This window comes from Sphingomonas sp. RS2018 (assembly GCF_054489605.1).
This window is the reverse complement of sequence record NZ_JBTMWL010000003.1, coordinates 551340-565329: the sequence shown is the minus strand read 5'-3', so window position 1 is coordinate 565329 and position 13990 is coordinate 551340. Positions and strand designations below refer to the sequence as shown.

The 13990-nt window shown below is 67.7% G+C and carries 11 protein-coding genes; 8 read left to right on the top strand and 3 right to left on the bottom strand.

Going from position 1 to position 13990, the window contains the following annotated elements; genetic code table 11:
• Positions 1-50: 50 nt before the first annotated feature.
• Positions 51-1202, bottom strand: coding sequence for an aspartyl protease family protein (locus ACX40P_RS12180; protein WP_459126598.1), 1152 nt, complete (start codon positions 1200-1202; stop codon positions 51-53).
• Positions 1203-1262: 60 nt separating this feature from the next.
• Between ACX40P_RS12180 and ACX40P_RS12175 the strand changes: the two genes are divergently transcribed.
• The 5 genes from ACX40P_RS12175 to ACX40P_RS12155 all read left to right on the top strand — a co-directional run bounded on the left by ACX40P_RS12175 (position 1263) and on the right by ACX40P_RS12155 (position 8465).
• Positions 1263-3584 carry an ATP-dependent helicase gene (locus ACX40P_RS12175; RefSeq protein ID WP_459126597.1) on the top strand — a complete coding sequence of 774 codons (2322 nt, stop codon included), beginning with the start codon at positions 1263-1265 and terminating at the stop codon, positions 3582-3584.
• A gap of 86 nt (positions 3585-3670) precedes the next feature.
• A complete protein-coding gene (locus ACX40P_RS12170; RefSeq protein ID WP_459126596.1) occupies positions 3671-5815 on the top strand; it encodes a TonB-dependent siderophore receptor in 2145 nt (714 codons plus the stop codon).
• 4 nt (positions 5816-5819) lie between these two features.
• The gene (locus ACX40P_RS12165; RefSeq protein ID WP_459126595.1) at positions 5820-6362 is read left to right on the top strand and encodes a hypothetical protein; all 543 of its coding nucleotides are present in this window, start codon (positions 5820-5822) and stop codon (positions 6360-6362) included.
• Positions 6359-7831 (top strand): PepSY-associated TM helix domain-containing protein, encoded by a 1473-nt coding sequence (locus tag ACX40P_RS12160; protein ID WP_459126594.1) that lies wholly within the window; start codon positions 6359-6361, stop codon positions 7829-7831. The genes ACX40P_RS12165 and ACX40P_RS12160 overlap by 4 nt, the downstream gene beginning before the upstream one ends.
• Before the next feature lie 88 nt (positions 7832-7919).
• Positions 7920-8465 (top strand): glycine zipper 2TM domain-containing protein, encoded by a 546-nt coding sequence (locus tag ACX40P_RS12155; RefSeq protein ID WP_459126593.1) that lies wholly within the window; start codon positions 7920-7922, stop codon positions 8463-8465.
• 55 nt (positions 8466-8520) lie between these two features.
• Here the strand turns inward: ACX40P_RS12155 and ACX40P_RS12150 are convergent, their stop codons facing one another.
• Together ACX40P_RS12150 and ACX40P_RS12145 are read right to left on the bottom strand one after the other, a co-directional pair.
• On the bottom strand, positions 8521-8874 hold the full coding sequence (locus ACX40P_RS12150) for a WYL domain-containing protein (RefSeq protein WP_459126592.1): 354 nt from the start codon (positions 8872-8874) through the stop codon (positions 8521-8523).
• A gap of 82 nt (positions 8875-8956) precedes the next feature.
• A complete protein-coding gene (locus ACX40P_RS12145; RefSeq protein ID WP_459126666.1) occupies positions 8957-10672 on the bottom strand; it encodes a DUF885 domain-containing protein in 1716 nt (571 codons plus the stop codon).
• A 107-nt stretch (positions 10673-10779) separates the two neighbouring features.
• Between ACX40P_RS12145 and ACX40P_RS12140 the strand changes: the two genes are divergently transcribed.
• Genes ACX40P_RS12140 through cysK form a run of 3 tightly spaced genes read left to right on the top strand, consistent with a single transcriptional unit; the run spans position 10780 to position 13854 of the window.
• Entirely contained in the window at positions 10780-11607 is an 828-nt protein-coding gene (locus ACX40P_RS12140) for an alpha/beta fold hydrolase (RefSeq protein ID WP_459126591.1), read from the top strand.
• A 49-nt stretch (positions 11608-11656) separates the two neighbouring features.
• On the top strand, positions 11657-12937 hold the full coding sequence (locus ACX40P_RS12135) for an MFS transporter (RefSeq protein WP_459126590.1): 1281 nt from the start codon (positions 11657-11659) through the stop codon (positions 12935-12937).
• On the top strand, positions 12934-13854 hold the full coding sequence (gene cysK / locus ACX40P_RS12130; RefSeq protein WP_459126589.1) for a cysteine synthase A: 921 nt from the start codon (positions 12934-12936) through the stop codon (positions 13852-13854). Before ACX40P_RS12135 ends, cysK begins: the two co-directional genes overlap by 4 nt.
• Positions 13855-13990: the final 136 nt, after the last annotated feature.

Here is a 13990-nt window from a genome sequence, read left to right as displayed (position 1 = left end):
CGCCGGGCCGCTTCAACTAACCGTGTAGTGTTGAGACGCGGTTGACGGTGTCAGAGATAGTCGGCGAGTGTCAGCGTCACGTCGCGCTTCGTCCCCGCCCGCTCGGCGATGAAGCGCAATACGCTGCCGGGCGCGCCGTAGACGCCGACCTGCAAGGCATCCCACGCGATCCCCGTAATCTGGTCGCCGATCTTGAGACCCGCCACCGCCGCCGGACTGCCCGTGCCGACATCGGCGATCGCCATGACGTCCCCGGTCCGCTCGACGCGCAGGCCCGACATCGCATAGCCATCGGGCCGCGCGGGGCGCCCGTTGGGTGCGATCCAGAGTGTGCGGGTCTTCACCTGTGTCGTCAGGTGCAGCCGTTCGAGCACGCGGATGCCGATCACCCCGTCGCCCTCGTGGCTGAGGCTACCCGGCTCGGCCAGCGATACCAGCGGGCGGTGGAGCGTCATCGGCCCGAGCTTCAGTGTATCGGTGCGCACCACGCGCGTCGGCACCGTCGCGCGCCCGATGCCGCGGCTCTGCGCCGGGGCATAGGGCCGGCTGTCGTCCCACAGCCCGCTCGCCTTGCTGGCGCGACCGTCCAGTCGGATGACGCCCGGGGCGCCGGTATCGATCAGGAAATTGCCCGTGAAGCCTCCCACGGTCGCATCGGCAAAGATGCGGTCGCCACGCACCACGTCACCCAGGAAGCGCGACTTCAGCTGGCGCAATCCGGCGAAATCGGGTCGGCCGTCCGGATAACCGCGCCATTCGCCCTTCACGAAATCCAGATCGCTGTCGAAGGTGGTGAAGAGCCCCGCGCCGAAACTGCCGACCGCATCGCGGCCCAGCCCCATCGTCGCCGTGCCGTTGAATGGCATGCCGGGAATCTTCAGCCCGCTGGCGAAGGTCACCACCCCGCCGTCGTAGAGCGGCAGATCGGAGATGCCGCCCACCCCGGCGATCACGCTGCGCCGCCGGATGATTGGCAGCTTCAGTTGCCGGGCGAGATCGTCCTTCAGCAGGCTGAGCGTCGCACCGGTATCGACGATGAAATAATAGGGCCCGTGGTCGCCGATCTTGGCAGATATCCACACCCGGTTCTCGTCCAGCGCGATCGAGTTGCGCAGCACCCTCGCATCTCCCGCCACGGCGTGATGCGGAAGCGCGGCCAGGGTGGCGGCGCCGGCGAGCAGCGATCGGCGGGCGAGAATCATGCGCAGCTACCCTATCACCCCCGGTTGCCCTTCCAAGCCCCGTTCCCTAACTGTTCGCGAATGACCTTGCCGCCCCCGTCCGACCAGGATCCGCCCTATCTGCGCGGCCTCAACGCGCCGCAGCGCGAGGCGGTGCTGACGACCGATGGTCCGGTGCTGGTGCTGGCGGGTGCGGGCACGGGCAAGACCGCGGCGCTGACCGCGCGGCTGGCGCACCTGCTTTACACCCGCAAGGCCTATCCCTCGGAGATCCTGAGCGTCACCTTCACCAACAAGGCGGCGAAGGAAATGCGCGAGCGCGTCGGCCGGCTGGTCGGCGACATGGTGGAGGGGATGCCGTGGCTCGGCACCTTCCACGCGATCGGCGCGAAGATGCTGCGCCGCCATGCCGAGGTCGTCGGGCTCAAATCGAACTTCTCGATCCTCGACACCGACGACCAGCTGCGCCTGATGAAGACGCTCATTTCGGACGCCGGCATCGACGAGAAGCGCTTCCCGGCGCGCAGCCTCGCCGCGATCATCGACGGGTGGAAGAACAAGGGGCTGACGCCCAAGGACATCGATGCCGGCGAGAGTGAACTCTACGCCAACGGCCGCGGGCAGGAACTCTACGCCGCCTATCAGGACCGGTTGCGCGCGCTGAACGCGTGCGACTTCGGCGACCTGCTGCTCCACATGCTGACGATCCTGCGCACGGACCGGGAGATTTTGTCGCAATATCAGAACCGCTTCCGCTACATCATGGTGGACGAGTATCAGGATACGAACAGCGTCCAGTACCTCTGGCTGCGGCTGCTGGCGCAGGAACGGCGCAACATCGCCTGCGTCGGCGACGACGACCAGTCGATCTATTCGTGGCGCGGCGCACAGGTGGAGAACATCCTGAAGTTCGAGCGCGACTTCCCCGGCGCCGCCGTCATTCGCCTCGAACAGAATTACCGTTCGACCCCGCACATCCTCGGCGCGGCATCGGGCGTCATCGCCAACAACGGCGGGCGTCTCGGCAAGACGCTGTGGACCGAAATCGATGTCGGCGAAAAGGTCAAGGTGATCGGCGTGTGGGACGGCCCCGAAGAGGCCCGCCGCGTCGCGCAGGAGATCGAGGGCTGCCGGCAGGCGGGCAAGAGCCTCGACGACGTCGCCATCCTCGTCCGCGCGCAGCATCAGACCCGTGAGTTCGAGGATCGCTTCATCGCGACCGGCCTGCCCTACCGGATCGTCGGGGGTTTCCGCTTCTACGAACGCGCCGAGATCCGCGACGCGCTCGCCTATCTGCGCGTCGTCGCGCAGCCGGCGGACGACCTCGCCTTCGAACGCATCGTCAACGTGCCCAAGCGCGGCCTCGGCGACAAGGCGGTTGCGCGCATCCACCAGCTGTCGCGGTCGATGCGGATACCGCTGAGCGAGGCCGCCGCGCGCATCCTCGACACCGACGAACTGTCGGGCGCGGCGAAGAAGTCGCTCGGCCGCCTCGTCGCCGACTTCGCGAGCTGGCGGCAGAAGGCGGCCGACCTGCCCCACGCCGAACTCGCCCGCCAGTTACTCGACGAGAGCGGCTATACCGCGATGCTGCAGGCCGATCGCTCGGCGGAGGCCGCGGGTCGGCTGGAGAACCTGTCCGAACTCGTCCGCGCGATGGAGGAATATGACGACCTCGGCGCGTTCCTCGAACACGTCAGCCTCGTGATGGACAACGAGGGGCGCGACACCGGCGCCAAGGTCACGATCATGACCATCCACGCCGCCAAGGGACTGGAATACGACACGGTCTTCCTCGTCGGTTGGGAGGAAGGGCTGTTCCCCTCGCAACGTTCGCTCGACGAAGGCGGCGTCGCGAGCCTCGAGGAGGAACGCCGCCTCGCCTATGTCGCCATCACCCGCGCGCGCCGCCGCGCGGTCATCATCCACGCCGCCAACCGCCGCATCTACGGCCAATGGAATTCGTCGATCCCCAGCCGCTTCGTCGGCGAACTCCCCAAGGAGCACATCGACGAGGAAACGACGATGGCCGGCGGCGAATCGCTCTGGCGCGCCAACTGGAGCGAGCGTGCCGACCCCTTCGCCGACGTCGCGCGCGGCACCGGGCGCGGACCCGGCTGGCAACGCGCGGCGGGGGTCGGCGCGACCGTCGACGTGAAGAACCCCGGCGGCGGTTTCGCCAGCCGCACCTTCAACCGGGAGCCTGCCCGCGTGAAGGAATCGACCCGGATCGCCGTCAGCATCGGCAACAAGGGCCGCGACGACCTCTCGCTTGGCCAGCGCGTGTTCCACCAGAAGTTCGGCTACGGCACGATCGCCGAAATCGAGGGCAACAAGCTGGAGGTCGAGTTCGAACAGGCCGGCCGGAAGCGCGTCATGGACAGTTTCGTCACGACGGGTTGAGCGATCCGCAATTAGGAATGACTTGCAATAGCAGAAGTGCGCGCTAAGGAGCCTGCGAGTTTTCCGACCGCAGGATCCGTTTCGTCATGACTGCCCTTCTCGCCCTGATCGCCGCCGCCACCGCCCCCGTCCCGAGCGACGTGCCGCCCGCCAACGATCCCCCCGTGGCGAACGACCCGCTGCAGCAGCGCGCCGAGGACATTGTCGTTGTCGGCCAGGCGACCGAGGGCACCGACGACTATGCCGTGAAGGCCCAGACCAGTGCGACCCGCCTGGCCGTCAGCCAGCGCGAGACGCCGCAGTCGCTCAGCGTCGTCACCCGCGCGCAGATCCAGGATTTCCAGCTCAACGACGTCAATTCGCTGCTGACGACGGTGCCGGGCGTGACGGTGCAGGCGCAGGAAACCGACCGCATCTATTACTCGGCGCGCGGCTTCGACATCCAGACGTTCCAGATCGACGGCATCGGCCTGCCCTTCGCCTTCGGTATCCAGACGGGATCGATCGACACCGCGATCTACGACCGGGTCGAAGTGGTGCGTGGCGCGCCGGGCCTGCTGTCGTCGACCGGCAATCCCTCGGCCGTCATCAACTTCATCCGCAAGCGGCCGACCCGCGAGTTTCAGATCTCGGCCAGCGCGCAATATGGCTCGTTCGACAACATCCGCCTGGACGGCGACGTCAGCGTGCCGCTGACCAGCGACGGCAGCGTGCGGGCGCGCGCCGTCGGCGCGCTGCTCGACACCGACAGCTATCTCGACCGCTATTCGCTGCGCCGCTGGACCGGCTACGGCATCGTCGAGGCCGATCTGGGCCCGAACACCGTGGTCAGCGCGGGCTACGGCCATCAGGACCATCGCAGCCGCGGCGCGATGTGGGGGGCGCTGCCGATCTACTACACCGACGGCACGCGGATCGACCTCGATCGCTCGACCAACACCGGCCCCGAATGGTCGGGCTGGAACGTCACCGACCGCCAGATCTTCGGCGACATCACCCACAGTCTCGGTGACGGCTGGACCGCGAAGGTGTCGCTGCTGCGCCGCGTGGTCAGCGAGGACGACGAACTGTTCTACGTTTACGGCAACCCCGATCGCGCGACGGGTCTGGGCATCTTCAGCTATCCCGGCGCCTTCCGCGGCGAAACGAAGAACCTGACCATCGACGCCTATCTCGAGGGCAAGGTGCAGGCGTTTGGCCGCAGCCACGACGTGATGTTCGGTATCAACCGCGGCGCACAGCAGTACGACCAGTATTCCAGCTACGACACCGCCCAGATCGGCGTGTCGCTGCCGCTGGCGACGGTGTTCGACGGCAGCTTCCCGCGCCCGACCTTCCCGACGCCCTATGATTACAGCCTCGATACCCACTCGCGTCGCGAGACCGCTTACGGCCTCGTCCGCCTGAACCTGGCCGATCCGCTGAAGGTCATGGTTGGCGGCAACTACACCCGCTCGACCAGCGAGGGCGTGTCCTATGGCACGCCGCAGAATTTCCGCGTCTCGCGCTTCCTGCCCTTCGTCGGCGCGACCTATGACCTGTCGGCGAACGTCAGTGCCTATGCGAGCTTCGCGACGATCTTCAATCCGCAGACCGAACTCAGCGCCAGCAACGCCATCCTGCCGCCGATCGAGGGCGACAATCTGGAGGCGGGGCTGAAGGGCGAATGGAACGGCGGACGCCTCAATGCCAGCATCGCGGTGTTCCAGGCGCGCCAGAACAACACCGCGTTCGGCCAGTTCAACCCGGCGCTCGGCCGCACCGTCTTCACGCCCACCGATGCGAAGTCGCAGGGCGTCGAGCTCGATTTCGGCGGCGAGCTGCTTCCCGGCCTGCACGCGACCGGCGGCTATACGCTGATGCGCGTGGAGGATCAGCAGGGCGATCCGGCCCGCACCTTCGTGCCCCGCAACACCGGGCGGCTGAATGTCACCTATCGCCCGCCGACGCTGCCCGCACTGAAGCTCGGCACCTCGATCCAGTATCAGAGCCGCTTCTATTTCGAGCCCACCGACGTTCGCTCAACGACCACCGGTCAGCAGGTCCGCATCACGCAGGGCGGCTATGCGTTGGTCGATCTGCTCGCCCGCTACGAGTTGACCGAGCGCGTCGCGGTCAGCGCCAACCTGCGCAACGTGACCAACGCCAAATATCTGACCGCGCTCAATTACGACCAGAGCTATTACGGCGCACCGCGCAGCATCCTCGGCACGATCAGCGTGCGATACTGAGGCGATGGTCGCGCTCGCCCTCATCGCCTGTTGCGCTGCGGTCCTGATCGTCAGGGCCGGCTGGGCCGGGCGCGTGCGGTTGGCCCATACCGGCTGGGCGGTGGCGGCCGCCGCGCTGCTGGCGCTGATGTGGCGCGACGGCGCATGGGGACTGGCGATCGGCATCGTCGCGGGCAGCGTCACCGCGCTCGCCCTCGTCCTCTACGCCGCCTGGATATCGCCCGCGAAGGTCCGCCGTCCGTCGCGGGAGGCGCCCGCGATCACCATACCCTATCGCCTGCCCGACATCCTCCGGCGGCTGGCGGTGTTCGTGCTGGCCGTGCCCGTCGCCTTCGCCGCGGCGCAGTGGCTGGTGTTCGGCGCGCAGGCCTTCGCGCGGCATGCGGGTGTCGGAGAGAGCGATGCGACCGTGCTCACACTCGCGCTCCAGCCTGTGCTGTGGGGCGCCATCGTCGTCGCACAGTTGACCCGCGCGAACGCCGCCCGGATGATCGCGCCGCCCGCCGTCGCCGCGCTGGTCGGCACCTTGCTCTGGAGTGCCGCATGACCACCCGACCTCGCCCGCCCGCCACGCTGGTTCAGCGCGCGCTCGGCGGTCACGCCGCCATCGGGCTGCTGGCGAGCGCCCTGCTTTACATCATCGCGCTGACCGGCACGCTGATCGTCATCCACGACCGGTGGCAGCGCTGGGAACAACCGAACGTCGCGGAAACCGGCGCGCTGTCCCCTGCCGCGGCGCAGGTCGCGATGGCCTCGGCGATCGCCGCCACGCCCGGCAAGCCGGCGACCACCCATCTCTACATCCGCATGCCGACCGACGACATGCCCCGCGCGGTCGTCACCACCGATCATGGCGCCTGGTATGTCGACGATGCCGGCAAGACCGTCGCGCGCGAGGAACATGCCTGGACCGAATTCCTGATCGGCCTGCACGAATATCTCCACCTGCCGCAGATCTGGGGGCTGATCGTCGTCGGCGCGCTGGGCGTCATGCTCGCCGCGCTGGCGGTGACCGGCGTCATCGCCCATCCGCGCATCCTGCGCGACGCCTTCACGCTGCGCAGCCGTCATGACTCACAGGTCGCGCGCGCCGACTGGCACAACCGGCTGGGCGTGTGGACACTGCCGTTCGTGCTGGCACTGTCGCTCACCGGCGCGTTCATCGGGCTGGGCAGTGTCGGCTTCACCGTGCTCGCCAAGGCCTATACCGGCGGCGACCTTGAGAAGGCCTATGCCCCCGTCTTCGGCGAAGAGCCCGCCGGCAACCCCGCCGCCGCCCCGCTGCCCAATGCCGCCGCCGCCATGCGGACGCTGGCCGCGCGGGTGCCGGACGCTGTACCGACCTATGTCATCGTCCACGATCCCGGCACGCGCGGCAGCCATATCCAGATCCTCGCCGAACACCCCCGCCGCCTGATCTACGGCGAGAGCTATGCGTTCGGCGCCGACGGCAGCTGGCACGGTGCCAACGGCCTGGCCGACGGTGCGCTCGGCAAGCAGTTCGCGGCGTCGACCTACAATCTCCATTTCGGCAACTATGCCGGCCTGCCGGTCGAGATCGCCTATATGCTGATGGGCCTGGCGCTGTGCGTCGTCACCGCGACCGGCACGACCCTGTGGCTGCAGAAGCGCCGCCGCCGCGGGTTGCCGAGCGACCGGCTCTCCGCCTGCTGGGCGGTTGTCGTGTGGGGAACGCCGCTGCTGCTCGTCGCCGCCCTGTGGCTGCGCGCGCTGGCCGGGCCGCAGGCGCCACTGGCGCTCGCCTTCTGGGGCGCGCTCGCCGCCGGCCTGCTCGTCGCGGCGGTCTGGCCGCGTGTCATTGCCGAACGGAGCCTGCGACGTGCGACCTGGGTCAGCGTCGTCGCCACTGCGCTGCTCCACCTGATCGTCCTGCGGCCGGCGACGGCGGGCCCGATCGCGCTCGATCTGATCGCCCTCGTCCTCGCCGGGGCCATGTTGCTCCGCGAGTTCGGCCGCCTGCCCGCCCGCCGCAAGCAGACCCTGTCCGCCGCCTGACTCCCGCGTTCAGGAACCATAACGGCCGCTGCCCGTATCCGACGGCAGCGGCCCGGAACGGTGGCCGACCTGACAGGATACCAGAGCCATGACGCGCTTCACGACCCTCGCCGTCCTCGCCGCCAGCGCCTGCGCGGCGCTCGCCGTCCCCGCCTCCGCGCAGAGCGCAGCCGACCGCCAGCGCTTCGACGCCGCGCAGCAGCGCTTCGACCGCGAATACCAGACTTACCGCGACGAGGTCGCGCGCTTCCGCGACAGCAGTGCGCGGACGGGCTACAACGACAACAATTACCGCCCCGCGCCCGACTATCGCGGCGACGGCTATGCCAGTTACGAGGATTGGCGCGACGAGAACGGCTATGACCCTGCGCGCTATTATCGTTCGGGCAACCAGTATCGCGAGCGCGTGCTGGCGTCCGACGACCGCGTCTATTCGGGTAACGACGGCCGCTATTATTGCCGCCGCAGTGACGGCACCACCGGCCTGATCGTCGGCGGCGCGGCGGGCGGCGTGCTGGGCAACGTCATCGACGGTGGCCGTTCGCGTACGGTCGGCACGTTGCTGGGCGGTGCGCTCGGCGCCGTGGTCGGCCGCTCGGTCGAGCAGCGCCAGTCGGAAATCCGCTGCCGCTAATACCGGACACCGTCCGTCCTGAGCTCGTCGAGACCCCGACGGGCTCAGGAACCGGTCAATCGACCGCCGCCGGCTCCACCTTCAGCAGCGCCACGCCGTCGTACTTCTCGGCGTCGGGCTCGAAGATCGCATTCGGTACGAACGCCCGCCCGGTCAGCGTCGGATCGCCCAACCCGGACACCTTGAACGTCCCGAGCTTGTCCTCGCGCGGCAGCATCCCGTTGCGCGCGACGGTGATCGCGTCGACATAAACCTCGCCGTGCCGCGTGTAGAGCACGTGCGGCGCAAGCACGACCCAGTCGCGATTGTACGTCGCCTTCACGCACAGCTGCTTGACGATCGCCTCGAACAGCGTCGGGAGCGCCAGTGCGGGCGCGGCGGTCTTCTCGGTCGTCTGGGTAGCGGACATCGCGGATCGTCTTAAACCTGATGGTGCGGTGCAGCAATAACGAAAGCGGAAACGCTTCCGTTCCGCTTTCGCACAGCGGCGTTCAGAACACCGCCTGCGTTTCCGTCCCCATCATCGCTCCCCGCAGCAGCGGGATAGGCGGCCCGCCATAGCTCAGGAACATGTCGTGGAATCCCTTCCAAGCCTCCCGACCGCCGTTGCGCGCGGTCCAGTCGGCGCGCAGCTTGCGGATCATCAGCTTGCCCATCGTGTAGTTGAGATACGCCGGGTCGTAGGTGCCGCGCGCCGCCTGCTGCTTCGCCGTCCCCTCGTCCTGGAAGCACTGCTCCTGGAACATCGCCTGGCTCTGCGCCTGCGTCATGCCGCGCGCGTGCAGGCCGATCGCGGAGAGATAGCGGCAGTCGCGCAACAGCGCATTCGACAGCTGGCCGATATGCGTCTCAGGCGTGCCGCGCAGGCCCGCTTCCCACATCATCTCCTCCGCATAATGCGCCCAGCCCTCGGCGAAGGCGTATCCGACGTACAGCCGCCCGACGAGCGACTTCACTCTGTTGGCGTGGCGGAATTGCAGGAAATGCCCCGGCATCACCTCGTGTACCGTGGTGAACAGCAGGTCCGGATCGCCCGGCACGAACGCCGCCTGCACCGCCGGCGACCATGTCGGGTCGGGCGGAGAGATATAGTAGATCGACGGAATGCCCTTCTCGAACGGTCCGGGCGGATCGATGTAGGCGCTGTTCTGCCGGTTGTAGGGCGGGCTCTCGCGCACCAGCGCCTGTTCGGCGTCGGGAATGGTGACAAGGTCGTGCTTGACGACGAAGTCGCGCAGTTCGGGGATCTGCCGCGTCGCCGTCGCCACCGGCCCGCCCGCGCCCTTGTCGGCGTTCATCTTCGCCATGCAGTCGGGCACCGTGCCGCCGGGCAGATACTTGGCGCATTCGGCGACCAGCATGTCGCGATTGCGCTTCAGATCGGCCTGACCCACCCGCTCCAGCTCGTCGAGCGGCACATCGACGCCCTCGGTATCGCGCACCATCTGCGCGAACCGCTCCGCACCCAACGCATAATCCTGCGTCGCGGTGGCGGCGTTGGCGTCGATCCATTTGGCGAGCTCGCGCATCGCGTTCGATGCGGCGGCGGCGGCGGTGGCGAATTCGGTCTGCAGCGAAGGGTCTTGCACGCTTGCAAACGCGGCCTTGGCATCCCCGCCATAATAGTCGGCGAACCCGCCGAACCCCTTGCTGCCATAATAGATGAAGCTCGCCGGCATCGGCATCTTCAGGTTCGCGCGAATGTTCGCCGCGGCCTGTGGCACGTTCTTCAGGAACGCGATCATCGCGCGCATCCGCGTCGGCGCATCGGCATATTCGCGGCTGATGTAGACATTGGGGTCCAGCCCGCCGCCCACATAGAAGGCGGGGTTGGTGTGCGGCTGGTCCGCCGTCACCAGCCAGAAGAGCTTGCCGCGCATCACCTGCACCAGGTAATCGCGCTCAAACATCTGCTCGGGCGTCAGCCGCTCGAACTTCGCGGCATCGGCGATGACCCCGCGGTAGAACGCCTCCTGCACCTTCAGGCCGGCCGCGCTCCAGTCGGGCAGCTTGCCGTCGAAATCGTGCCGGCCCTGATAGACCGCGAAGCTTGGGTCGATCTGGAAATTGCGCTCGACGCTCGCCTTGACGAAGCTCGTCCAGTCCTGCCCGTTCACAGTCGCGGGCGACCCGCCCCCGGTCGCCCCCGAACAGGAGCCCAGCGCCAATGCCGCTACGCCCGCGGCCATCATCACTATCCGGCGCATCCTGCCCCCCGATCGAGTCGTCATGACGGCCTCTCTGCCAGTGTACGGTAACGCAGGGAACGCCGAAATGGACGGGCCGTTATTCGGCCGCAAACCGGAGACAACTAATGCCCTATATCAAGACGCGCGACGGCACCGACCTGTACGTAAAGGACTGGGGCAGCGGCCGCCCGGTGATCCTGCTGCACGGCTGGCCGCTGAATGCCGACATGTGGGATGCGCAGGCGATGGCGATCGCCGATGCAGGCCTGCGCGCTATTGCCTACGACCGCCGCGGCTTCGGTCGGTCGGGTCAGCCGTGGAACGGCTACGACTACGATACCTTCGCCGACGATCTGGCTGACGTCATGGAAGCGACCGGCGCTACGCAGGATGTCACGCTGGTCGGCTTCTCGATGGGCGGCGGCGAGGTCGCGCGCTATATGTCGCGCCATGGCGGCAAGGGCGTCGCGGCGGCGGCGCTGATCTCGTCGGTCGTCCCCTATCTGCTCAAGACCGACGACAATCCCGACGGCGTGCCGCAGGACACACTCCACGGCATCGGCGACGGCATCAAGAAAGACCGCGCACACTTCTTCCGCCAGACCTTCTTCCCGCAATTCTTCGGCGAGGGCTGGATTTCGAGCCCCGTCAGCAACGAAGTGCTCGACATGACCACCGCCACCGCGCTCACCGCCGGTCTGAAGCCGACGCTGGCGGCGGCCGAGGCGTTCGGCCATACTGACTTCCGAGGCGACCTTGCGCACTTCAACGTACCCACGCTGATCGTCCATGGCACCGCGGACAAGACCGTGCCGATCGATCCCACCGCCCGCGCCGCGGCGAAGGGGATCGCGGGTGCTCAACTGGTCGAATATGACGGCGCGCCGCACGGCCTGAACGTCACCCATGGCGACCGCCTGACGCAGGATCTGCTGACCTTCCTCGGTCGATAGAAAGCCTGCCGTTGCGCGTGTCCGCAACGATACTCTAGGGGCGTCGCACATGGTTGCGACGCCCCATCCTTTCACGATCCCCAATTTCCGCGCCTATTGGCTATCGCGCCTGTCGGGCACGATCGCGATGACCGCGATGGCGATCGTGCTGGGATGGCAGGTCTATGGCATCGCCCGCCAGACCATGGACATCCGCGAGGCGGCGTTCCTGCTCGGCATGATCGGAGCTGCGCAGTTCGTGCCGCTGTTCCTGCTGACCCCGGTGGTCGGCCTGGTCGCCGACAGCGTCGATCGCCGCTGGATCGTCCGCGCGACCACCGCACTCCTGATCGTCGTCGTCGGGACGCTGGGCGTGTTGACCTGGGCCAACGACCTCAGCCTGCCCGTGCTGTTCGCCGCCGCGATCTGCATCGGTATCGCGCGCGCTTTCTCCGGCCCGGCCTATTCGGCGCTCGCCCCCAATCTCGTGCCGCGTGAAAGCCTGCCCACCGCCATCGCGGTCAGCTCGATCGCATGGCAGGTCGGCGCGATCGCCGGCCCGAGCCTCGGCGGGCTTTTGTTCGCGATCCACCCCGACGTCGCCTACGCCAGCGTCGTCGCGCTGCTCTCGGTCGCGCTCATCGCCATCTTCATGATCGGCCCCGTGCCGCAGCCGCAGGTGCAGAAGGACCGCCGCCCCCTCGTCCGCATCGTCGAGGGGTTTGCCTATGTCCGCCAGAACCGGCTGGTGCTGGCGGCGATCACGCTCGACCTGTTCGTCGTCCTGCTGGCCGGCGCGACAGCGCTGCTCCCCATCTATGCGCGCGACATCTTGCACGTCGGCGCGACCGGCTTGGGCTTCCTCGCCGCCGGCATGGGCGTCGGTGCCGCGACCACCGCGATCTGGTATTCGTTCCGGCCGATGCGCGACAACGTCGGTGTGAAGATGCTCGCCGCCGTCATCGTCTTCGCCGCGGCCATCCTCACCTTCGGCCTGTCGACCAACTTCCTGCTCAGCCTCGCCGCGCTCGTCGTCGCGGGCGCGGCCGACATGGTGTCGGTCTACGTCCGCTCCTCGCTGATCCAGCTGCACACGCCCGATCACATGCGCGGCCGGGTCAGCGCGGTGTCGCAGCTGACGATCAGCGCCTCGAACGAGCTGGGCGAGGCGGAGAGCGGCTTCCTCGCCTCGCTGCTCGGGCCGGTCGGCGCGGTCGTCTTCGGCGGGGTCGGCGCGATCGTCATCACCCTGCTCTGGTCGCGGCTGTTCCCCGAGCTCAGGCTTGCAAAGACCTTCGACCCGCCCGAAATCCCCCCTGTCGAGCAACAGCACGGAGTAGCCACGCCATGAAAGCCACCTCGATCCTCGAGACGATCGGCCGCACCCCGCACGTCCGCGTCGCCCGGCTGTTCCCGGATGCCGAAGTCTGGATCAAGTCCGAGCGCTCCAATCCCGGCGGCTCGATCAAGGACCGTATCGCCCTCGCCATGATCGAGGCGGCGGAAGCGTCCGGCGACCTGCAGCCCGGCGGCACGATCGTCGAGCCGACCAGCGGCAACACCGGCGTTGGCCTTGCGATGGTCGCCGCGGTAAAGGGCTACAAGCTGATCCTAGTCATGCCCGAGAGCATGTCGATCGAGCGCCGCCGGCTGATGCTCGCCTACGGCGCGACCTTCGACCTCACCCCGCGCGAAAAGGGCATGAAGGGTGCGATTGAGCGTGCACTCGAGATCGTCGAGCAGACGCCGGGCGCATGGATGCCGCAGCAGTTCGAAAACCCCGCCAATATCGACATCCATGTCCGCACCACCTCGCAGGAGATCCTCGAGGACTTCCGCGACGCACCGATCGACGTGCTTATCACCGGCGTCGGCACCGGCGGCCACATCACCGGCGTCGCCGAGACGCTGAAGAAGGAATGGCCTGCGCTCAAGGTCTTCGCGGTCGAGCCCACCCTCTCCCCCGTGATCTCCGGCGGCCAGCCGGGTCCGCACCCGATCCAGGGCATCGGCGCCGGCTTCGTGCCGAAGAACCTCCACACCCAGGCGATCGACGGCGCGATCCAGGTCGATGCGAACGACGCCAAGGACATGGCCCGCCGCTCGGCGAGCGAAGAGGGCATGCTGGTCGGTATCTCGTCCGGCGCGACCCTCGCCGCGATCAGGCAGAAGCTCGCCGACCTGTCGGAGGGCGTCCGCGTGCTCGGCTTTAACTACGACACCGGCGAGCGCTATCTGTCGGTGCCGGACTTCCTGCCAGAGAGCTGAGGTTCGCACGCTTGGGCCGGCTCGGTTTCTTTAGATAGAGCTGGCCCTATCTCGATATAGATCGAGTTTCGGGAAAGTGACGACTGGCGCTGGCGGGAGACAGGCGAACGATCTTCGCCCATAACCGCGTCGCTGT

Bases quoted from the DNA above. Each gene is read 5' to 3' on its own strand.
- ACX40P_RS12180 (WP_459126598.1), bottom strand. From the start codon at position 1,202: ATGATTCTCGCCCGCCGATCGCTGCTCGCCGGCGCCGCCACCCTGGCC.
- ACX40P_RS12175 (WP_459126597.1), top strand. From the start codon at position 1,263: ATGACCTTGCCGCCCCCGTCCGACCAGGATCCGCCCTATCTGCGCGGC.
- ACX40P_RS12170 (WP_459126596.1), top strand. From the start codon at position 3,671: ATGACTGCCCTTCTCGCCCTGATCGCCGCCGCCACCGCCCCCGTCCCG.
- ACX40P_RS12165 (WP_459126595.1), top strand. From the start codon at position 5,820: ATGGTCGCGCTCGCCCTCATCGCCTGTTGCGCTGCGGTCCTGATCGTC.
- ACX40P_RS12160 (WP_459126594.1), top strand. From the start codon at position 6,359: ATGACCACCCGACCTCGCCCGCCCGCCACGCTGGTTCAGCGCGCGCTC.
- ACX40P_RS12155 (WP_459126593.1), top strand. From the start codon at position 7,920: ATGACGCGCTTCACGACCCTCGCCGTCCTCGCCGCCAGCGCCTGCGCG.
- ACX40P_RS12150 (WP_459126592.1), bottom strand. From the start codon at position 8,874: ATGTCCGCTACCCAGACGACCGAGAAGACCGCCGCGCCCGCACTGGCG.
- ACX40P_RS12145 (WP_459126666.1), bottom strand. From the start codon at position 10,672: ATGCGCCGGATAGTGATGATGGCCGCGGGCGTAGCGGCATTGGCGCTG.
- ACX40P_RS12140 (WP_459126591.1), top strand. From the start codon at position 10,780: ATGCCCTATATCAAGACGCGCGACGGCACCGACCTGTACGTAAAGGAC.
- ACX40P_RS12135 (WP_459126590.1), top strand. From the start codon at position 11,657: ATGGTTGCGACGCCCCATCCTTTCACGATCCCCAATTTCCGCGCCTAT.
- cysK (WP_459126589.1), top strand. From the start codon at position 12,934: ATGAAAGCCACCTCGATCCTCGAGACGATCGGCCGCACCCCGCACGTC.